Annotated in this window: 20 protein-coding genes and 1 riboswitch; of the genes, 5 read left to right on the forward strand and 15 right to left on the reverse strand. The window is 47.1% G+C overall.

Annotated features, from left to right (window positions below; all coding sequences use genetic code 11):
* Positions 1–2 precede the first annotated feature (2 nt).
* From MKY16_RS23690 to MKY16_RS23745, 12 genes are all read right to left on the reverse strand, one after another.
* Complete coding sequence (locus MKY16_RS23690) at positions 3–1,235, reverse strand: ABC transporter substrate-binding protein (protein WP_340957280.1); 1,233 nt, start codon at positions 1,233–1,235, stop codon at positions 3–5.
* A 213-nt stretch (positions 1,236–1,448) separates the two neighbouring features.
* Positions 1,449–2,216 (reverse strand): ABC transporter permease, encoded by a 768-nt coding sequence (locus tag MKY16_RS23695; RefSeq protein WP_340957282.1) that lies wholly within the window; start codon positions 2,214–2,216, stop codon positions 1,449–1,451.
* A gap of 12 nt (positions 2,217–2,228) precedes the next feature.
* On the reverse strand, positions 2,229–3,029 hold the full coding sequence (locus tag MKY16_RS23700) for an ABC transporter permease (RefSeq protein ID WP_340957284.1): 801 nt from the start codon (positions 3,027–3,029) through the stop codon (positions 2,229–2,231).
* A complete protein-coding gene (locus tag MKY16_RS23705) occupies positions 3,026–3,754 on the reverse strand; it encodes an ABC transporter ATP-binding protein (RefSeq protein WP_340957286.1) in 729 nt (242 codons plus the stop codon). The genes MKY16_RS23700 and MKY16_RS23705 overlap by 4 nt, the downstream gene beginning before the upstream one ends.
* A gap of 343 nt (positions 3,755–4,097) precedes the next feature.
* Entirely contained in the window at positions 4,098–6,182 is a 2,085-nt protein-coding gene (abc-f, locus tag MKY16_RS23710) for a ribosomal protection-like ABC-F family protein (protein WP_340957288.1), read from the reverse strand.
* A gap of 103 nt (positions 6,183–6,285) precedes the next feature.
* Complete coding sequence (locus MKY16_RS23715) at positions 6,286–6,429, reverse strand: RAxF-45 family protein (RefSeq protein ID WP_165145821.1); 144 nt, start codon at positions 6,427–6,429, stop codon at positions 6,286–6,288.
* Between the two features lie 80 nt (positions 6,430–6,509).
* Positions 6,510–7,688, reverse strand: coding sequence for an MFS transporter (locus MKY16_RS23720; RefSeq protein ID WP_340933607.1), 1,179 nt, complete (start codon positions 7,686–7,688; stop codon positions 6,510–6,512).
* 69 nt (positions 7,689–7,757) lie between these two features.
* Positions 7,758–7,857: riboswitch (purine riboswitch) on the reverse strand.
* A gap of 57 nt (positions 7,858–7,914) precedes the next feature.
* Positions 7,915–8,874, reverse strand: coding sequence for an acetylxylan esterase (locus MKY16_RS23725; RefSeq protein ID WP_340957289.1), 960 nt, complete (start codon positions 8,872–8,874; stop codon positions 7,915–7,917).
* Positions 8,875–8,893: 19 nt separating this feature from the next.
* Positions 8,894–9,943: a glycoside hydrolase family 130 protein gene (locus MKY16_RS23730; RefSeq protein ID WP_340957290.1), complete on the reverse strand. Its 1,050-nt coding sequence runs from the start codon at positions 9,941–9,943 to the stop codon at positions 8,894–8,896.
* Positions 9,944–10,002: 59 nt separating this feature from the next.
* Positions 10,003–10,836 (reverse strand): carbohydrate ABC transporter permease, encoded by an 834-nt coding sequence (locus MKY16_RS23735; RefSeq protein ID WP_023990883.1) that lies wholly within the window; start codon positions 10,834–10,836, stop codon positions 10,003–10,005.
* Between the two features lie 2 nt (positions 10,837–10,838).
* Positions 10,839–11,723, reverse strand: coding sequence for a carbohydrate ABC transporter permease (locus tag MKY16_RS23740; RefSeq protein ID WP_039271802.1), 885 nt, complete (start codon positions 11,721–11,723; stop codon positions 10,839–10,841).
* Between the two features lie 67 nt (positions 11,724–11,790).
* Positions 11,791–13,110 (reverse strand): ABC transporter substrate-binding protein, encoded by a 1,320-nt coding sequence (locus MKY16_RS23745; protein ID WP_039271804.1) that lies wholly within the window; start codon positions 13,108–13,110, stop codon positions 11,791–11,793.
* Between the two features lie 234 nt (positions 13,111–13,344).
* Between MKY16_RS23745 and MKY16_RS23750 the strand changes: the two genes are divergently transcribed.
* From MKY16_RS23750 to MKY16_RS23760, 3 genes are all read left to right on the forward strand, one after another.
* Positions 13,345–14,520 (forward strand): AGE family epimerase/isomerase, encoded by a 1,176-nt coding sequence (locus MKY16_RS23750; RefSeq protein ID WP_340957293.1) that lies wholly within the window; start codon positions 13,345–13,347, stop codon positions 14,518–14,520.
* The gene (locus tag MKY16_RS23755) at positions 14,517–15,716 is read left to right on the forward strand and encodes a glycoside hydrolase family 130 protein (RefSeq protein WP_318627716.1); all 1,200 of its coding nucleotides are present in this window, start codon (positions 14,517–14,519) and stop codon (positions 15,714–15,716) included. Before MKY16_RS23750 ends, MKY16_RS23755 begins: the two co-directional genes overlap by 4 nt.
* Positions 15,717–15,929: 213 nt before the next feature.
* A complete protein-coding gene (locus tag MKY16_RS23760) occupies positions 15,930–16,943 on the forward strand; it encodes a substrate-binding domain-containing protein (protein WP_029518692.1) in 1,014 nt (337 codons plus the stop codon).
* A gap of 154 nt (positions 16,944–17,097) precedes the next feature.
* Here MKY16_RS23760 and MKY16_RS23765 read toward each other — a convergent pair whose 3' ends face one another.
* Together MKY16_RS23765 and MKY16_RS23770 are read right to left on the reverse strand one after the other, a co-directional pair.
* Entirely contained in the window at positions 17,098–17,310 is a 213-nt protein-coding gene (locus MKY16_RS23765; protein ID WP_025721956.1) for a cold-shock protein, read from the reverse strand.
* 147 nt (positions 17,311–17,457) lie between these two features.
* On the reverse strand, positions 17,458–17,973 hold the full coding sequence (locus tag MKY16_RS23770; RefSeq protein WP_013312523.1) for a DUF2179 domain-containing protein: 516 nt from the start codon (positions 17,971–17,973) through the stop codon (positions 17,458–17,460).
* Positions 17,974–18,129: 156 nt separating this feature from the next.
* Between MKY16_RS23770 and MKY16_RS23775 the strand changes: the two genes are divergently transcribed.
* The gene (locus MKY16_RS23775) at positions 18,130–18,306 is read left to right on the forward strand and encodes a CsbD family protein (protein ID WP_340957295.1); all 177 of its coding nucleotides are present in this window, start codon (positions 18,130–18,132) and stop codon (positions 18,304–18,306) included.
* A 255-nt stretch (positions 18,307–18,561) separates the two neighbouring features.
* Positions 18,562–19,605: a stalk domain-containing protein gene (locus MKY16_RS23780; protein WP_340957296.1), complete on the forward strand. Its 1,044-nt coding sequence runs from the start codon at positions 18,562–18,564 to the stop codon at positions 19,603–19,605.
* A gap of 80 nt (positions 19,606–19,685) precedes the next feature.
* On the opposite strand, the gene MKY16_RS23785 is transcribed toward MKY16_RS23780, so the two are convergent.
* On the reverse strand, positions 19,686–20,489 hold the full coding sequence (locus MKY16_RS23785; RefSeq protein WP_340957298.1) for a copper amine oxidase N-terminal domain-containing protein: 804 nt from the start codon (positions 20,487–20,489) through the stop codon (positions 19,686–19,688).
* Positions 20,490–20,497 lie beyond the last annotated feature (8 nt).

Genomic DNA, 20,497 nt, shown 5'->3' on the forward strand with positions numbered 1-20,497 from the left:
TCTTATCGGCGGTTAGCTACCTTATCCCATTCTCGGTCCAGCTTGGCTAGATAAGCGTCGATATCTCTGTTTTGCAGGAAGGCCTGTACAATCGAATTCAATTGGACCGCTTTGGGAATATAGTGATCGGCAAAATCAATGACTCGACCCGATTTAAAATACGGCAACAACTCCGCCACACTTGGATCATCCTGCGTGACTCCCTTCACCGCCGAAAACAGCGTTTGCTCTGTAATGTATTGCTTGCTATTCTCTGGCTTCAACAAAAAGGCAATGAACTCCTCGGCCTCCTTTTTATGCGGAGTGCTCTCCGATACGGCTAATAGCGTATCTATCCCGGACACCAGTTTGACCGCCTTTGCGTCATTTCCTGTGGGTAACGGGAAAAAACCAAGCTCCACTTTCGGGTTGGCTTTGCGAATCTCAGAAATGGCCCACGAGCCCTGAATGTACATCAATCCCTGCCCGTTAGCGAAGGCACGATTGCCGTCGGCATAGTTTTTGCCAAAATTATCATTATGCCCGTATTTCAATAGCTCCAGCTGCTTTTCAGCAACCTCGCGATACTTGTCCTGAAAGGTGACTTGATTTTCACGCCGTTGCAGGAAAAAATCAATACCCACCAGATTCGGACCCAGTGCATTAAAAGGGAGGTTCGTTTGCCAATCATCTTTATATGTAAAATAGAAAGGAATTTTGCCAGCAGCCTTGATCTTTTGCGCTGTTGCAATCAGCTCATCCCATGTTTTGGGCACCTGTAATCCCATTTCTTTAAAAAGCGTTTTGTTATACATCACACCATTCGCATTCGCAGCATAAGGAATTCCATACACGGGATCGACCCCGGTCACATCCTTAAGCATCTTGAGGTAAATCGGGTCCACCGTACGTGGCAATTCTGTATTCGCCAGATCCGTAAAAATACCGCTCTGCGCCAAAATGGAGTAGGTATCGGTAGCCCCAAGCCCCACAATGTCAGGTACATCGTTTTTGACAACCCGTGTCAATAACACGGTCTCTGCCTCTGGCGGGTTGACCTGTGTCACTTCAATACCGGGATGTTCCTGATTGAATTGAGAGATTAGCTTATCGAATGAACCCTTGGCCTCCGGCTTGTTTTGAAAGAATTCAATTTTCACCTTACCTGAATCATCGCCCTTGTTGCATGCGCTCACAAAAACAGCCAACAAAAGGATCGCCGCCAGTGTAGACAGCTTTTTGGCCCAACTCCACATGCTCATACCTCCTTTTCCCCTATGTCAATCTATGCAGGACTAAACAATTAATACCCGTCCCTTATGGAAAAGAAACGATACAACGGATTTCAAGCATTACAACAATAAAATCGGCTCTGGGGGACTGAATGTTAAAAAAAGATCCAATCGACCTCAAGCGGTCGATTGGATCTTTCTTTTACTTTATGATGTTCAGGTTACATAGTCTTATTTCTAAATAATCTTTTTTTGCCATCGTGTAAAACTAATCATGATACTTATCAGAATCAACCCTCCTGCACACATCCAAAAATTAAAGGAACCCTCTACTCTTAAAGCAAGCATTATTTGCTGAAATGGGTCCATTAACATAATGAGTGGCCTAAACAAGTCGAAGAGAAATACAGATAGGATAAGAATCACTATATAAGCAAATAGCGGCCGTGACATAAATAAACATACAGCGCTACTCAACATGAGCTTTACCAAGCAAACCAGCATTAATACCAAATAAAACGAAAGTATGTAGATTACGGCGTCTGAGGGGGAAGAGGCAATAGATGAACCATATTTAAAAAAAGTAGAGCTGTGCGGGAAAAACAGCCATCCAGCGAAAACACCTATAAGCAAACTTGTTCCCATAAAAATGACCGTTGAGGCCGATAGTGCGAGCAACTTGGCAAGCCAAAACTGAAAACGTCGATACGGTCGTAGCATATATAGCCTATACGCTCCAGAATAGAGATCGCCGCTTAACTGATCCACGTACAGAATGGGCAGGATTGCTGTAATTAGAAATAAAGCAACCTCACTCATCATCAGCCACGGCAGGTTCAGATTATTTACGACCACAGTTCCTTCACCAAAACGTAAGACCTTCGTACCCGTTACTTTATGGCTCCATATAATTGCAACCACGAGGAATATATAGGCTATATATAATAAAAGAGTGGATTTGCGATTCCAAATCCGTTCCATTTCACTTTGCCAGATTGCTAGCATGAGGAAATCCCCCTAATACAGATAATCATCGGTCACAAAACGGCGGTATGCGCCCCAAGTAAACAAGATAAGATATAGACTAACAACGGTAATAATCGCCCCATTCACAGACAAATTCCCCTTTAAGGACCTGTCTAATCCTGTATGCTGCATATACGGAACAATCATAAATGCGATCACATTGTGCAGGTATGGGATATGAGAAACAAAAGAGGCCAGTTTTAAATACAATGAATCAAACAACAGAGAGCCCAGATTGTATACCATACAAACACCGATGGCATACGTTACACTTTTGCTGTACATCGCGATAAAACAATAGAAGGAGCTTATTGCTAATAATGAGGCAAGTGCCCAACCATAGTATTCAAGCATCTGCAGTCCTTGAGATCCAGACAGCCCCGCATCACTTATATCATATGACAGAGTCCATACTTCGACGATCACCTGCGAGGATACTGCAAATGCAATGAGAAGAAACAAGATAGACGCATTCAAAACCAGTAACTTACTCCAGAAAATCTGCCCGCGGGTAAATCGGCGCACAAATAACAAACGCAGTTGCCCGCTTCGAAATTCCTCTGTGTATACAGCAGCAGCTAAAGCAGCTACAGCTATGTTGCATACTAAAAACAAATTCTCACGCAGACCAGTAACGACAAAGTTTAAAGATAATACCTCTACAGGAATCTTCCTCGTGCGCAAGAAATATACTCCTGTTGAACAGGCTAGGATCGGCGTACATAACGCCATGAGCCAGAACCACTTTCGTCTCCATAATCGCTCGAACTCACTGTATATTAATGATTTCATAGTCCCATCAATCCCATAAAAGCATCCTCTAGCCGTTGACCGTCCTCCACGAGTTGATCAGCAGGCCCCTGCCAAACTAGCCTGCCCTCTTTGATAACAATGAGTTCGTCACACATCTGTTGCAGTTCATCCAACAGATGACTGGAGATAAAAAAGGCATAATTCGCTGAATCACGTAGTTGAAGCACAATATCTCTCAGCTCCCGCATTCCCATAGGATCAAGTCCATTGGACGGTTCATCCAGCAACAAAAGTTCTGGAGCACCCAGCATGGACTGCGCAATACCTAGCCTTTGCTTCATTCCCAGCGAGTAGGTTTTCACCTTGTCATCTCCCCGTGTTTCCAGCCTCACCTTTGTAAGCAACTCTTCAATATGTATCTCCCGATCTGAGGGCGCAATCTTAGAGTGTAACCGCGACAAATTGCGCAAAACCTGTCTGCCTGTCATATAATCAAAAAAGACTGGAGATTCAATAATAGCCCCCACCTTGGACAACGCCTTTTCCCGATCCGTCTGTACATCATATGAAGCTATCTTTACAGAGCCGCTGGTTGGCTGCATTAATCCGGTCATGATTCGCATCATTGTGGTTTTGCCAGCTCCATTAGGTCCGATGAATCCATATATCTTCCCTTTCTGAAGCTTAAAGGAAACACGGTCTAACAAATGCCTTTTCCCCATTTTTTTCGTTACCTGACTGACCTCCAGTAAGAAGTCCGACATACAATTCCCTCCATCCATAACAAATCACAACATAGTCCCAACGCGTGCATTTGATATGTAAGATCATGATGGATAACATAAACTTCTTTTAACAATGACTCATATTATTTATTCATTTAAAAAGTATCACATGTTGCGAAATGCAAACAACTCTCTTTATATGTAAAATATAATAACAATAATATATCAATACCATTTATCTTAATTAATGGTCATTAATTTTTGTATGATATCTTTGTCTTTCTTTACACTGTAAAAAAGGTAGCCCTTCAGTAAACGTTCTACCTCAGGACTACCCTCTATAGTAAATATACCGTTGCCATTCCAGCAACCGGTCTGTCACCTACTCCAGCTCAACCCACTCGCCGAGCAACGTGTCCAGCTCGGCTTGCAGTCGCTCACGCGCGTCCCACAGCTCCACCATGTGGATCGTGTCGTCGCTTGTGCCGAGCAGTTCCAGCTCGGCATCCGCTACCGCCAATTCTGCTTCTTTGGCGGCAATCGCTCGCTCCAAGCGCTCGCTGGACACAGCGGGCGAGCGGGTTGGCTTCGCGGCCTTCGCTCCGCGTGCCCCACCCCGGGCATCGGGTGCCCCCAAGCGACCAGCCGACCCGGAGCGAGCACGGCTCGCATCGGCTCCGCTGGTCGCTCCTGCCCGCGCAGCCGTCCCCGCGCCATTGCTCGCTGCGCTAGAATGTGCAGCTGTGCCCGAGCCTGAGCCGCCACCCGATGCGGCTCTACCTGCAGATGCCGAGCGTACCCCGGCATCTCCGTCGCTCTGTAAACGAGCGTTCTCCAGCTCACGCTTCTTCGCTCGGTACTCATCAAAGCTACCTAGATAAAAGGTCAGCTTTCCAGCCTCCAGCTCCCACACGCGCCCTGCCAGCTTGTTCACAAAGTAGCGGTCATGCGAAATCGCCAGCACCGTTCCCGTGTAGGTGTCCAGCGCTTCTTCCAGCGCCTCGCGTGAGTCAATGTCCAGGTGGTTCGTCGGCTCATCCAGCACCAACAAATTTGGCTTTTTCATGACCAGCAACGCCAGCCGCAAGCGGGACCATTCGCCACCGGACAGCATGCTCACGGGTTTAAACACATCAGCACCGTAAAATAAATACTTCGCTAGCAATCCGCGTGCTTCACCTTCTTCCAGCCCTGCTTCCTCCTTGAAGTAAGCAAGCACAGTCGCCCGGCTATTCCGCTCTCTCTCTTGCTGCGCCAAATATCCATACTCCACGCGCGCACCCCATTGGACCGTGCCTGCATCTACGCTTTCCTGACCAAGCAACAGCTTGAGCAGCGTCGTTTTACCTGCGCCGTTATCGCCCAACAAGGCTACCTTTTCACCGAATTCCAGGCTGCCCGTTGCCCCGCTTAATATCTGACGCTCTCCATAAGCTTTAACAATATCTTCAAACTGTAGCACTCGGCGACCGGAACGATCCTCCAGCTTTAAGTGAAATTCTGCCCCCTGTGGGTCCAGTACAGGTCGTTTCACCAGCTCCATACGCTCCAGTGCTTTACGAATGGAGGCTGCTTTTTTGAAAAACTTTTCGTTATCGCCGTTGCGACCCCACTCTTCAAAACGCCGAATGGCCTCTTTCATCTTTTTGATTCGCTTTTGCTGTTCCTTATAATCTTCAAATTGCAGTAGCAATCGTTCTTCCTTTTCCTTAACGTAGCCGCTGTAGTTCGTATAATACGTAAACGCCTCGCCATCCTCAAGCTCAATCATTTTAACGGCGACCCGATCCAGAAAATAACGATCATGGGACACAACCACACACGCGCCTGTGTAGCCCTGCAAAAAATGCTCCAGCCATTCCAGCCCTTTCAAATCCAGATGGTTGGTCGGCTCATCCAGCAGCAGCAAATCCGGTCGTCCGATGAGCTGTGATGCCAGCGCTATTTTTGTTTTCTCTCCACCAGACAGCGAGCCGAAGCTGCGCGTATACATTCCTTTGGGAATACGCAGACCATCCGCTACCTGATCAATATTTGCATCCATTTCATAGCCGCCGTTGCGCTCAAACCGTTCCTGTAGGGAAGCATACGATTGCAGCAGCTTCTCCAGAAGACCCGTATCCGCTACCACAATCGGATCTGACATTTCCCGTTCCAGTGTGCTCATCTGATTGCGGCAATCCTTCAGCTCACGATAGGCGTAAGCCAGCGTTTCGTACACGGTGAAGCTCTCAAACTCCGCCGGAATTTGCGGTAAATAGCCGATCTTCGTATCCTTGGCGATGACGAGCTGCCCTTCATCCGGGCGGGACAAGCGTGCGATTAGGCGTAATAGGGTGGTTTTACCGCTTCCGTTGCGGCCAATAAGTCCCACCTTTTCTCCCGTATGGATATCAAACGATGCACCATCCAAAATTAGATTGGCAGCGTGGTATTTTTTCAATTGTTGACCGTTAACTATATACATGTTCAGGCTCTCCTTTATTTAGGAAGACCCTTACCCGGGCAACACAAAAAGAGCCGCAGGAGCAACCCCGCGACTCTTCGGAAGATACAGCAATCCGTTCGAGTTAAGGTAGGCGTCTTCTTGCGATGTTTACAACCATATGATTAAAATTGGACAGACTTCTCCCGTTGTATGGAAAAGCATGAACAATGCCAGCCATAGCAATCGGCAGCTGGCTAATACGGTTGTTCAGCATCTCGTGATTCACCTACCTCACCTCCTTCTTCATAATTGTGTGTAGTATAACATGTTTGCTCGTATTATAAAAGAGGGCGATGGTCCAGCGAACTATGAAACAGAGTGGTGCCCTCTGACAGCCTGCGATGTCCCGGCTCTGGTAATGGAAAATACGCCGCAGACAAAAGCAACAATCACAAATGCCCCACCCACCCAAGCGTTCGTAGCAACAGATTCACTATTCTCAATTACTACGCCTCCCAGGGCAGAACCCAGAGCGATCCCGACCTGGAGTGCGGAGAAATTAAAGCTTTGCTGAATACTACCCGATTCGGGTGCATTTTCAATAAGATAGCTTTGCATCGGGGGCGACAAGGCCCAACTCAGTATGCCCCAGATGATCAATAGTGGCGCAAATACATAAACCGAGTGGATTGAGAGTGGCAGCAGGAACATCACGGAGATAAACACGCCTACGACGACTAGAATACTTTTCGCTGTCCCGAACCGATCTGCCAAAGAACCGCCAATAAAACCACCGCTCACTGCCGCCAGCCCAAAGACAAAATAGGCCACACTAACCCACGAAGCATTTAAACCCATCATATTTTCTAAAAACGGAGTGAAATACGCATATAGCGTGTAGTGGCCCGCCAGTGTCAGCGTGGTCACCAGATGAGCACTGATGACTTTAACATTTTTTAAGGATTTCAATTGATCACGCATAGGCACAACATGTTCCGTCGGAATCCGTTCCATAAACAAGTTGATAACGATCATAGCAACGACCGTCAACAAGGCAATAATCAGGAAAAGCACCCGCCAGCCAAACGCATTTCCAATCAGCACCCCGGCTGGAATACCAAGCACGATGGAGGAGCTAACCCCCATGGAGATGACACCGAGGACACGGGCCTGATAAGCCTTGGACACCACTTTGACTGCAATGGTCAGTGACAATGTCACGATCAGCGACCCGCTTGCAGCGGTAATGATACGGGATACAAACAAGACTGCATAATTCGGACTCCAGAAGGCCAGCAGACTTCCCAGAATAAAGATAAACATCGACCACAGGTACAGTCGTTTTCGTTCGATTTTGGCGGTCAACGCCAACAAAGTTGGCCCAGCAATAGCGTACACGAGCGCATAGATCATGATAAGCTGTCCTGCCGTACTTACGGAGACATTCAAATCCTGTGCAATTTGGGGCAGCACGCCACCGATAATCAGCTCCACCAACCCCACCGTAAAGGTCGCAATCGTTAAAATAACTACTTTGAAGTTCATTACATTAGCTCCTTTGCTGTCATGTAAATTCCCTCGTATTACGCAAAAAAATCCTGACCACAAGAAATGTACAAGACGTACACTTTTTGTAATCAGGATTTATCGGTTCCTGGTAGAGACCCTCAAACCATATTATTGAGGTTATACAAATGGGGCATTCATTTATTACGCATTCACGAAGGTTATAGCTATTACTATAAAGGAGCCTGTGGCTAAGTTCAACCCCCTACAGCCGCAAAAATTCAATCATGGCACGATCCGACAGATAAGGTAGATACTCATGACCGTATTCGTGATACAGGAGTATTTCCTTGTCTGATACGATTTTATTGTACACCGCAAACTGCGTGGAGGGTGGACAAATGATATCCGACAGCCCTGTCACAAACAACACACGACTACGAATACGGTCTGCCAAATGTTGAATATCGATGTAGCCTAGTCGGTGAAAGAGCTCCTCCTCGCGCACATGGTTCGGATCAAACCAACGAAAATAATAAACCAGTTCTTCATATGCGGATGTAGTGGCATCCAGCGCCCAGGCTCTTTTATAGTCCGATAGGAACGGATATACCGGAACTGCCATACGGACACGTGGCTCCAATGCAGCGCAAGCAACCGTTAAGGCCCCTCCCTGAGAGCAGCCAAATGCCCCGATCCGTTCAGGGTCGACCTGCTCCATAGACATTAGAATGCGCACCGCCTGTACCGTATCCAAAAATACATTGCGGTAATACAACCGATCCGGGTCCGGGTCGTCAATCCCTCGAATGATATGGCCGCGCACCGTCGTTCCTTGAACCTGCAAATTGTCCTCGGACAGCCCTCCTTGCCCCCGGCAATCCATAGCCAGCACGGTGAATCCGTGTGCCGCGTAGCTTACCTTGTCGAACCAATCACCACTGTCGCAGGAATATCCATGAAACATGGCCAAAGCTGGACCTTGTTCCGTAAGATGCTTGGGACGAGCCAGCTTCCCATGAATCTTTGCTCCGCCCACTCCGGTAAAATATAGATGGTAACACTCCACCAGCGGAGAGACAAAATCAGCAGGCTCCAGTGTATATTTCAGTGGCTGCTGCTCCAGCTCCAGTAGCGCCCGTTCCCAGTATGCGTCAAAATCCGGTGGCTTTGGGCTGCTCCCCATGTACGACTGCAATTGCTGTAAAGACATATCCTCCGGCATTCACGTTCCCTCCTACATGCTACATCCGGCCCGACTCACGGTCGTCTCCGACCACTTCATCCGTTGCGATGACATACTTCATAATGTCGGATACTGTCGTGTATGCGATACCTACATACGTATCAGCGGCTCCATAATAAATTGCGATTCTTCCAGTGTCCGCATCATGCAGCGTAGCACACGGGAACACCACATTCGGCACAAAGCCCCGCTCCTCGTACCATTCCTCCGGGGTCAGCACGAAGTTGGAGGAACGATATTTAACCTTAGATGGATCATCCAGATCAAGAACGGCTACCCCCATGCTGTATACCAGCCCATTGCACGTGCCTGTCACCCCGTGGTAGAACATCAGCCAGCCCTCGGTCGTCTCAATCGGTGCCGGTCCGCCGCCAATTTTTACCGATTGCCACCAGCCCTGTCCGCCCTTACTCATGACATGACGGTGCTTGCCCCAATAGACCAAGTCAGGACTTTCACTCAGAAAAATGTCGCCAAACGGTGTATGTCCACTGTCACTCGGACGGGATAGCAACATAAAGTTTCCGTTTAGCTTGCGGGGCAACAGCACACCATTACGATTAAACGGCAAGAATGGATTTTCCAATCGTACAAAACTTTTAAAATCCTTTGTTTGGGCTATCCCCAACGCTGCACCGTAAAAATCTGTACACCAGATGATATAATACGTATCCTCCACGCGGACCAGACGCGGATCGTAAGCATAATTAGGTTGGTAATCGTTCCCTTCCTCATCAACCAAATGCAACCGTTCTGTCTCAATGTCCCAAGCCAACCCGTCGTCACTCCAGCCTAGATGCAAATGCGGACGTCCGTTAATTGTTTCAGCCCGGAATACCCCTACAAACCGTCCCTCATACGGAGCTACTGCACTGTTGAAAATACGGGCAATGCCCGGCACCGGATTCCGCCCAATGACCGGATTCTCAGTATGTCTCCATACCGGAGCCTCACTGCCCTCAGGCTTATCCTGCCACGGCATTTTCGGCAGACTCTCTCCCACGATTCGCACGCTATTTACTCCCAAATCCACATTCAATTTATTCATACGTATATTCTCCTCTCACCGAGATACTTGATCTCATCTTTTTTTATTTCGTCGTTATTCTATTTCACCGAACCCTGAGCGAATCCGTTATAGATATATTTTTGTAAGGATAAAAAGGCAATCAACGTCGGAATAATGGCAATGATAATGCCCGCGCTAATGACTTCCCATTGTGATCCATAGGGGCCTTTAAACTTGAACAGCGCCGTCGATATGACCTGAAGGCTTGTTTTGGGCATATACAGGAACGGGGTGTAAAAGTCGTTGTAAATATTAACGCCCTTGATAATGATCACCGTCACAATGGCAGGCTTCAGCAGGGGCAAGATAATCCGCCAGTAGATCGTCAGATAGGAGGCCCCATCTAGCATGGCCGATTCATCCAGCGCCACCGCAATGGAATCCAGAAATTGCAGAAAAATATACACCGCAATAATATCCGTTCCCAAATACAGCAAGATCGCCGCCCAAGGCGTGTTAAACAGCTCCAGCTTGTTAATAATCTGGAATGTTGATACCTGTGTCGTTACCCCCGGAATGAGGGTCGCGAGCAGGAACGCACCTAGCATAAGACTTTTGCCCTTAAATTTAAAACGGTTCAAAATATACGCGATCATGGAACCCGTTAACGTGGCTCCGATGATCGAAATCAACAGGATAAAAGCTGTGTTCACAAATCCGGTCAGCATATTTCCGTTAATAAAGGCTTTGGTATAGTTAGCCCAATTCAGCCAGTTCACGGGGGGAGTCAGAGGACTGGTTGCCGCATATTCAGTCTTCGTCTTCAAAGATGCAAACAAAATTACGACAATCGGCAGCAGTGCAATGAACGCACCTAGTAGTAGCGCCGCATACTTGATGCTGCTAGCCAGTATTCTTTTCAGCTTATACATGATTAGTCCTCCTCTCCCCGAATTAGCAACCGTTGAAGCAGCGTAACAGCGATTACGATCAGCAGCAGAACAACCGCCATCGCCGAGGCCAAACCGACCTTGCTGTATTTGAATGCCACATCAAGCGTCTGAATGACGAATGTTTCGCTACCATTGGAGCCACCGGTCATAATATACGGAATATCGAATGCACTGACCGCACCGCTAATGGCCAAGATGAGGTTCAACTGCAAAATCCGCTTGATGCTCGGCAAAATAATTGAGCGGAACTGATGCCAGCGGTTGGCCCCATCGATATCGGCTGCTTCATACAGATCACTGGATATGGAAGAAATCGCACCTAGAAACACAATAAAGTTAAAGCCCATGTATCTCCAGATCGACGTGCCCGCCAGCGAAATATTGATAATCTCCGGGTTGCCCAGCCACAGCTTGACATACGAACCCAGCCCCACTGCCTGAAGCAGTGTATCGAGCGTGCCGTCTGGCTTAAAAAAGAATAGAAAAATAAAACCAATGGCCACCCCGTTCATCAGGGAAGGAAAAAACAAAACGCCTTTAAAGAAATTTTTAAACCAGGTCTGAAAGCTGAGAATGCTTGCAAAATAAAGGGCCAGACCCATCTGTACAAACGTGGCTACAAAGTAATACAGACTGACCTTAAACACCGAGAAATACTCGGGATCGGTAAAGATTTTGATATAGTTTTCAAAACCCACATATTCCAGACGCTTACTATAGCCGTTCCAGTCCGAAAAGCTGTACTTAAACATATTGATCACTGGCAAGTACGCAAAAGTGATCAGCAGCGCTAGCGGAATAAATGAAAAGGCAACAATAATCGCCAATCTTTGTTTGGAGTAGCTGAGATTCGAAAATTTTAACATGCTGCACCTCCTGGCTATCCGTCCATCGACTGCTACGTCGATCCTTTCTTTTCGTCAGTTCAGATGGCTATTTTGCTTCCTTAGCAGCCACTTCAGCACGCGCCTTCACCCATGCATCGTTCAGATCCTTCATAATGGCGTCATACGATTCCGGGCGGTTACCCACCGCTGCCTCAATAATGCGTTTCTTGAAATCAGGCTGCCATAGACCAATTTCTCCCATTTTATCTATTTTATCAACAATTCCTTCCTGTCCTTTTGGAGATGGAGTAAGTGTTTCAAAAACGACCCCCTGATCTTCGTATTGCTTCAAAATGCTAGGCATTGGAGCACCCTTCAGCGGACTAATACTGCCTGCCTGCTCTACAGCATAGTTGGACTTTTCGGTAAACCAGTCCACCCAGGCACGGGCCGCCACTTTATTTTCACTGTTTACGTTAATACCGAGATTAAAATCACCAGCTAGCGGTACAAGTACCTTGGAGGCATTCGTCGGGAATGGCATAAAACCGATATCATCCTTGTTAGGAGCTGTGCTTTTGATCTGGTCAATTGCCCAAGAGCCAAGCACCATCGTACCGATTTTGCCTTGAGCAAGATCTGCCTTGGAGGTCTCCCAATCCGTAGTCGTTGGATCTTTTTCAATCAGGCCTTTTTTAGCTGCATCGTATAGGACCTTATACAGTTCATAGTGAGGCTGGCCCTTTGTGAAATTGTCATCTGTATTCGGTTGTGTGACATTCACGTATTCCTTTGTACCCGCCAATGTTGCCAGACTAGACTCCCACTGGGTCAGTGCCCAACCAGAGGCATAGTTCGTAAACAGCGGCACTGCCTTGGTTTTGTCCTTAATCTGCTGTAACGCTGTCAGGAATTGGTCCGGTGTTTTGGGAAGCTGCGTGATTCCTGCGTCCTTGAACACCTTTTTGTTATAAATCACACCAGAGTAAACCATCGCAATCGGAATACCGTAGCTGTTATGATCCACCGTACGTTCTTCAATGCCGGTATACTTGTTTTTCATCTCCTCATAAGTACCCAGTGGTTCGAAAAAATTGGGCAGCTCTTCAACTGGAATACTGCCAGGGATCAGCAAAACATCCCCGTAATCCCTGGTCCCCATTCGAATTTTAATTTGACCATCATAATCGGCCAATGCCTGGAAATTGACCTTCACGTTCGGATAAAGCTTGTTAAATTCCTTGGCGTAGTCCTGAAATACCGTATCCACAATATCTGTCCGCTGTGTGATAACCGTAATTTCACCTTCCACGGCCTTTGGATCAGAGCTGGCAGCTGGCTCATCCTTCTTTGAGGTACAGCCAGTAAACAGCCCAGCTAACAAAACCACAGATAGTAATGACATCAAAACCTTGGACAACTTCATGAGACGACTCCTCCTGTTGTTTTTTAATAAGGTTATCGTTAAAGTAACAAAATCATTTTATTATGTTAGCGCTTACTATGTCAATTGCAATATTCTTTTTTTGTGAAGTGGAATCGGTCACACCTTATGAAAAAACACCAATTTAGCATGGTTGACAGTTTACAAACAGCTAGATATGATAATTCTGTAAAGTTAACGATAACCTAATATTTTTCCCGAAGGAGGCTTTGTCTCTTGGCAACACTACTGGACGAAATTAGACAGGAATGGAAGGAACACATACTCCCATTCTGGCTTGGACTGAAGGATGAGACACACGGTGGGTTTTACGGCGAGGTGGATGTGGATCTGCACACTCATAACCAAGCCGACAAAGGCGGGATTGCCACTGCACGGCTACTCTGGTCCTTCTCGGCGGCTGCCCGTGTAACAGGGGAAGATACCTATGCAGAAGCCGCACGAGATGCATTCACATTCCTGCGAGATCACCTGCTTGATCCATTACATGGAGGAATGTATTGGATGGTGGACTACACCGGGCAACCCGTGGACACGTGCAAGCATGTATACGCGCAGGCATTCGCGATCTATGCGCTAGCAGAGTATGCACGTGCCACAGACGACCCGAGTGCATTGCCACTAGCTATGGAGCTGTTCCACCTGCTGGAGCAAAAAGGATATGATCCCGCCCGGCAGGCATACGGCGAACAATATGACCGCTTGTGGAACACGCAGCCTAATGAGCTGCTCAGCGAAAATGGAGTTACCGCGCATATCACCATGAATACGCATATTCATGTTTTGGAAGCGTATACCCAATTGCTGCGCGTCTGGCCAAATGAAGAGGTTCGAGATGCACTGACGAACGTACTGGATATTTTATATCGTCGTGTTTACGATGCTTCTGCCCGACGATTGGGGGTATTCTTCGATCGTGAATGGCGCTCTCTGCTTGACCTGACCTCATATGGTCACGACATCGAAGCCAGCTGGTTGATTGAGGACGCTATGAATGTGCTGGGTTATTACCCGTCAGAATACGTGGATATGGTGATGGATATTGCCAATGCGGTAGCAGAGCGCGCTGTTCAGCCAGACGGATCGCTCATCAACGAGCGGGAAGGAGAGCGGGTAGACACCTCACGTATTTGGTGGGTACAGGCCGAGGGGATGGTTGGTTTTTACAATGCGTTTCAACGTACAAATGACGAACGATTTCTGCAAATTGTGCGTAATCTGTGGGCCTATACTCGGCAATATATCATAGATCCGCGCCCCGGAGGCGAATGGTTCTGGTCAGTTCAAGCGGATGGTAAGCCTGATGCGAGAGAGATTGCAGGCCCTTGGAAGTGCCCTTATCACAACAGCCGATTTTGCATAGAAATGCTAGAAAGGATGGAAAACCAATGATTCATAGCAAATACGATGAGCTGCTATTGCAGCAAGAGGAACTGATTACACGCCCTAATGAGGTTAAAACTACCTTTTACAATGGTATCTACGAGCGCTACCTCTATCCAGTGCTCACACGCCATCATGTTCCACTTCACTGGCGGTTCGATCTGGATGCGCAAACTAATCCCTTTTTCATGGAGCGGCTGGGTGTAAATGCGGCATTGAATCCAGGGGCGATCTATCATGAAGGAAAATATATTCTTGTTTCGCGTACCGAAGGACTGGATCGAAAATCATTTTTCGCTTTGGCAGAAAGCGATAACGGCATTGATCAATTTCGATTCATTGACGCTCCCCTAGTATGGGAAGATATCGACCCGGAAGAAACAAATATGTACGATATGCGGCTGGTGAAGCATGAGGACGGCTGGATTTACGGTATTTATTGCTCGGAAAAAAAGGACCCTGACGCGCCACCTCACGATACCTCCAGTGCTGTCGCTCAGGCCGGACTGGTCCGTACTCGTGATCTGCGTACATGGACCCGGCTTCCCAACATTACTACCCAGTCCCCACAGCAGCGCAACGTTGTCCTGCACCCTGAATTTGTGGACGGTCAATACGCCTTCTATACTCGTCCTCAGGACGGGTTTATTTCCACCGGCTCGGGCGGTGGCATTGCCTTCGGCCTGTGCAAAGATATTACACAGCCCGTGATTGAACACGAAACCGTCATTGATGAGCGCCGTTATCATACGGTGTACGAAGCCAAGAACGGACAGGGGCCTGCCCCGATTAAGACCAGCCGCGGCTGGATTCATATCGCTCACGGGGTACGCAATACGGCCGCCGGGCTGCGGTATGTGCTGTATACCTTTGCCACCAGTCTGGAAGACCCTACGCGCGTCATTGCTAAGCCCGGCGGGCACTTTCTAGCTCCTTATGATGAGGAACGCGTGGGCGACGTTTCGAATGTTATTTTTTGCAACGGGGCTGTTGTTAACGAGCAAGATGAAGTCTTTATCTACTACGCATCTAGTGATACCCGTATCCACGTGGCGACGACCACCATCGCTCGACTGGAGGACTACACCTTCAATACACCATCCGACCCGCTGCGCTCTCTCAGCAGCGCCGCTGTTCGCCGTGATCTGATTCATCACAATGAAGCGCTATTGAAAGCGCACTCCCGTCCTTCTCAGCAGACATAAGCCGCAGGCTTTATCCTGCTTGCGGAACCATGTATACTATCCATAGAACAACTGTTACCCGCAGGCTAATTGTTGTTCTATGGGCAGCTACGCTGCCAGTCTTTGTATCTTTACAGGCAGCTAAGCTACTAATATATCCCCCCAGCATTTTGCATCCATTCTTTGGATTTAGGCAAGATGCTTATCTTTTTAAAATTGGAAGGCGGAACAGGAATGAAGAGCAACGTAACGATGCGGGATATTGCAGATAAGCTGGGAGTAAGCAGCGTGACCGTGTCGAAGGCGCTCAATGACAAGGATGGGGTTAGCGAGGAGCTAAAAGAGCGTATTAAGACGCTCGCGGGCGAAATGGGTTATCGTTTCAATACCGTTGCCAAGTCCATGAAGGAGGGCCTCACCTATAACATTGGTGTTGTCATTCCCGAACGTTTTACCGGCCCTGGCCAATCGTTTTATCTGCACATCTACCAGCAAATTTCACGGGCACTGGAGCCATACGGCTACTACGGCATTCTTCACATCCTCCATCGCGAAGACGAAGAACAGCTTAATCTCCCACGTATCTATTACGACCGTAAGGTGGACGGCTTCATTCTCCTAGGCCAAGTGAGCAAGCCATATATTGAGCTTGTACAAACCATGGAACTGCCCAAAATGTTTCTCGATTTTTATGATGAGCATGCCGATATCGACTCCGTGGTGACGGATAATTTTTACGGGGCCTACGAGCTGACCAACTATTTGATCGCCCAGGGACACCGGGATATTGCATATGTGGGCAACCTCTATTCCACCAGTAGTATTCAGGATCGTTTCCTCGGCTACTATAAATCCTTGCTGGAGCACAGGTTGCCTCTCCGTAACGAGTGGGTGCTCAGTGACCGGGACGACGAAGGCTCTTATGTTGAAATGGAGCTTCCTCAGCCGCTGCCGACTGCCTTTGTATGTAATTGCGATCAGGTCGCTCACAATCTGGTGCACAAGCTCATTGCTCTGGGATACCGCGTACCTGAAGACTGCTCTGTGGTCGGCTTTGACAATGATGTATACGCCACTCTTATTGTTCCGCAACTGACCACAGTCGGAGTAGACATCGAGCAGATGGCACGTACCGCAATTGATTCGATGATGAAAAAAATAAGCCATCCCGGCAGTCGCTTTGGTCGGGTCCTGGTGCAGGGTCATATTGTATATCGTGACTCCGTGCAGCCCATCGAGAGGCCATGATCAACGTGTACCTTACTTTGGAACAGGTCACCCCTACTCCAATATCACAACCAAAAGCCGCTCAGCATGTCGCTGGAGCGGCTTTTGACGTTCATAAGTATTGCAGTGTGATCATCGTACTCACTTTCCATTGTGGATCTTGCAGAATCCTGGATTAGGAGCGCTGGGCGACAAAGGAATTGCCCGCCCGATTGAGAATCGGCAACATCCGCATTTCCTGCCCCATCGAGGCTTGGCAAAATGGACAAGCTGGCTCGTTCAAAAAGGTGAAATCCGTTCGCATCCAGCCATTGCAACCCTCATTTGTACACGACCAAATAGCCGTATTTTCCTCTGGAATGATTTCCGGGGCCTGGCGTCTGTACATCTATATCCCCCCTCGGTTTTTTATAGGGTAATATCCCCTGTCATTTTACTGTTAATCCCCACCTGTGCCAGGATTTTTGAAAAATTCACCTGTGCGGGTATTAATATGCTCCAAGCTCCAAAAAATATGCGCAATTTACCAAAATGTTTATTTACGGATAGCCTTGGTCCAGAAGCCGCCATGAAATTGCTTCGGCTCTACCGTAATGACAAAAGCCTTAGGGTCCAGCTCCAGAATGGACTGATACAGCCTATTCTGGTTTTTCCGTTTAGCCAAAATTTCCATCACCAGGCGCTCTCCATCACGCCCACTGCCCAGCCAGGCTGTAACGCCGTATCCTTTGTCCCGCAGCGCATTGGCAATTCCTCCATTAATCTCATTGCTGATCACCTTAACGGTGACATAACCAAGCGCTATTTTTTCCTCAATCCATGCTCCAATCAGAATACCCAATGCATAGCCAATGGCGTATACCGCAAGACTTGCCACTTGATCCAGATACTTAAGCACAACATTCAAGCCCAATACATAGACCGTAACTTCTACGGTGCTAATGAGCGCAGCAATGTACTTCTGTCCTTTCAGCGTCAGAATCATGCGCAGTGTATACGCCGATACGTAAATAATTTGAATAACGAGAATAAATAATAAAATTTTGAGCATGCGCTCACTCCCCACTTCACGTTCTGATTTAACCCGTATCCAACATTATACCCCCGTCTGTGATATACAGCCTCTGGTTTCGTATTACCCTTGCTCGGGTAATGACTAACTACAGCATGCTGAATGAAAGTTCGATCACATAAGGAGGGCTTCAACATGAAGGATAACGGAATTAGCGATAAAATCAAAGGTAATGTGAACAAAGCCAAAGGTGAAATCAAGGACCAAATCGGAAACGCTACCGATAATAAATCCCTTCAAGCCGAAGGTAAACTGGATAAGGCCAAAGGCCATCTTCAGAAAACAGCAGGCAAACTGAAGGACGGCAAATAATCCTGAATGGATAACTTCGGCGCACTGTTTTACCTACAAGTCTCGCTGTCTTGTGCAGCGGGCTTGTTTTGTGTTGTTCGGATACTTTTGGAAAAACTTTTGCGCGAACAGGGCAACTTTTATGGTTGCTGTTGCGTCTAACCAATATAAGCACAACCCATAATGACTCTCCAAGCTGTTGGATTTTGTAGGCATTAATGTTACTCTAGTCTATGAACCAGGCTATAATTCTTAAATAAAGGGGTAGACCAACGAATGAAATCACTGAAATCTATCAAAAAACCTGTCATCATCACTGCCGTATCCGCCTTGGCCATATCCGGGGCTCTTTTCAGCCAATCCACATATGCCGCACAAGTGACTAAGCCGATCCAAGCAGTATATAACAATATTAAAATTATCTACAACGGAACCGAGGTTCCTACTGATGCTAAAACAGAACCATTTCTGCTGGATGGCGTGACGTATATCCCGCTGAAGCTGGCAGGTACAGCTTTGGATAAAAAAGTAACATGGGATGGCACGAACAAACGCGTAGTCATTGCTGACAACGGCGTTCCGATTGATCAGTCTACAGTTACGGCGTTGAACAACCAAATTACGACGCTGACTCAAGAGCTCAACACAGCGAAAGCAGCAAACACGACGAAAGACGCTACCATTGCTCAACTGCAAAAAGACAATCAGACGCTAAAAGATGAAGCGAGCAAAAATAGCTCTAGCTCCTTGAAGGATCTTCAAAAGAAACTGAACGATGATCACAGCGATGACTACAACACCAACTCAGATATCACGCTGGATGGTAACAAAAACGATATTACGGTGACCATCGAAATGACAAAATCCAGATGGACTGACCTATCCAACAGCAGAAAAGAGAGCTTCCTGGAGGACATCGTGGATGATATTTTGAAAGAGTATAAAGATGCTGATGTAGAGGGTACGGTTAAAAACTCCAGTAATAGGGATAAAATGGCGACCTTTACAACCAACAGCAGAGGCGATGTTACTTTGAAGGATGTAGCTTCTTCTCTGGATGCAAGTACGATCCAACGTAACTTGTCCGATAGATATGGCACCTATAATGGAGTCGGCTTTGATTTCACCGTAAGAGGCGACAGCAATGAAGCTATCGTCGAGGTTTATGTAAATTCGGATGACTGGAATAAACTTTCGAACAATCAAAGAAACAACCTGACAGATGGCGTTACTGATTATCTTAAAGATAAACAGTCTGTATCCAAAGTCGTTGGATATGTACGTAATAAAGGAAACAATAGTCAAATCATTACTTTCTAAGATTAATCTTTCACAAAAAAGCGACAAAGGCCCTTAAGCCTTTGTCGCTTTTTTGTGATGTACAAGCAACATACATTCCACTACTCAATCAATCTGCCTACAGAAGTAATATATTTTATATAATCTTTATCCGCATTGTTCGCGCCTATATTTATTGTATAAACCAAATGACCAGGACTGGTTATTTGGACTTTGTAAAACATACTGGGTTTAGAATAAGGATATACGCTATGGCCCCCTTTGCTGTACACAATCATGGGATTAAAGTCGATTTGCTTGAAGTCGGGTGATAAGCTGCTCTCGTACGTAGCATAAATATCCAATACGCCTTTTTTTCGATCCCAATCAAAGGAAGTAAGATTAAACGCGTTCGCATCAATGACTTGAGCCAAGTCTTGTCCCTTAAACCTCATAAGAACGGGACTCTCTGTAAAGCTATCATGTCTTAGCTTCAATAAGCCACGTTGGGGATCCCACTCCATCTTCGCATCTGTATCCTTCAACAAAATGGATACCGGTAAAAACATTGCATTACTCAGCATGATAGGGACTGTATCCATTGTCACCGGTTCGCCGTTAACCGATATTTCGGGTGATCCGATCGTAGCCGTTACATTACGCCCCAACAGATCAACAGCAGCCGTCTTGTTCGCTGCATTATAACTTACTTTGCCGCCCAGTATATCCTCAGCCGCTTGGAGCGGTATAAGCAGTCTCCCCTTCTTATCCACAAAAGGTGATGCAGGGTAGGTGTATAAAACGTAATGATCATTGACCTTCAGGTGTATGGGCGTTTGTCCTTGAGCTTGAGCAGATACCAAATTCATATTTGTAGCACCAAAACTTAATACAATCATAAGGCTGATTAATAACCTGATTTTCATAATGCCCT

The sequence above is a fragment of the Paenibacillus sp. FSL L8-0641 genome (genome assembly GCF_038006265.1).
GTDB lineage: Bacteria > Bacillota > Bacilli > Paenibacillales > Paenibacillaceae > Paenibacillus > Paenibacillus polymyxa_D.

Coding starts and splice junctions, on each gene's coding strand:
- MKY16_RS23690 (WP_340957280.1), bottom strand. CDS start 1,235: ATGTGGAGTTGGGCCAAAAAGCTGTCTACACTGGCGGCGATCCTTTTG.
- MKY16_RS23695 (WP_340957282.1), bottom strand. CDS start 2,216: ATGCTAGCAATCTGGCAAAGTGAAATGGAACGGATTTGGAATCGCAAA.
- MKY16_RS23700 (WP_340957284.1), bottom strand. CDS start 3,029: ATGAAATCATTAATATACAGTGAGTTCGAGCGATTATGGAGACGAAAG.
- MKY16_RS23705 (WP_340957286.1), bottom strand. CDS start 3,754: ATGTCGGACTTCTTACTGGAGGTCAGTCAGGTAACGAAAAAAATGGGG.
- abc-f (WP_340957288.1), bottom strand. CDS start 6,182: ATGTATATAGTTAACGGTCAACAATTGAAAAAATACCACGCTGCCAAT.
- MKY16_RS23720 (WP_340933607.1), bottom strand. CDS start 7,688: ATGAACTTCAAAGTAGTTATTTTAACGATTGCGACCTTTACGGTGGGG.
- MKY16_RS23725 (WP_340957289.1), bottom strand. CDS start 8,874: ATGCCGGAGGATATGTCTTTACAGCAATTGCAGTCGTACATGGGGAGC.
- MKY16_RS23730 (WP_340957290.1), bottom strand. CDS start 9,943: ATGAATAAATTGAATGTGGATTTGGGAGTAAATAGCGTGCGAATCGTG.
- MKY16_RS23735 (WP_023990883.1), bottom strand. CDS start 10,836: ATGTATAAGCTGAAAAGAATACTGGCTAGCAGCATCAAGTATGCGGCG.
- MKY16_RS23740 (WP_039271802.1), bottom strand. CDS start 11,723: ATGTTAAAATTTTCGAATCTCAGCTACTCCAAACAAAGATTGGCGATT.
- MKY16_RS23745 (WP_039271804.1), bottom strand. CDS start 13,110: ATGAAGTTGTCCAAGGTTTTGATGTCATTACTATCTGTGGTTTTGTTA.
- MKY16_RS23755 (WP_318627716.1), top strand. CDS start 14,517: ATGATTCATAGCAAATACGATGAGCTGCTATTGCAGCAAGAGGAACTG.
- MKY16_RS23760 (WP_029518692.1), top strand. CDS start 15,930: ATGAAGAGCAACGTAACGATGCGGGATATTGCAGATAAGCTGGGAGTA.
- MKY16_RS23765 (WP_025721956.1), bottom strand. CDS start 17,310: ATGTACAGACGCCAGGCCCCGGAAATCATTCCAGAGGAAAATACGGCT.
- MKY16_RS23770 (WP_013312523.1), bottom strand. CDS start 17,973: ATGCTCAAAATTTTATTATTTATTCTCGTTATTCAAATTATTTACGTA.
- MKY16_RS23775 (WP_340957295.1), top strand. CDS start 18,130: ATGAAGGATAACGGAATTAGCGATAAAATCAAAGGTAATGTGAACAAA.
- MKY16_RS23780 (WP_340957296.1), top strand. CDS start 18,562: ATGAAATCACTGAAATCTATCAAAAAACCTGTCATCATCACTGCCGTA.
- MKY16_RS23785 (WP_340957298.1), bottom strand. CDS start 20,489: ATGAAAATCAGGTTATTAATCAGCCTTATGATTGTATTAAGTTTTGGT.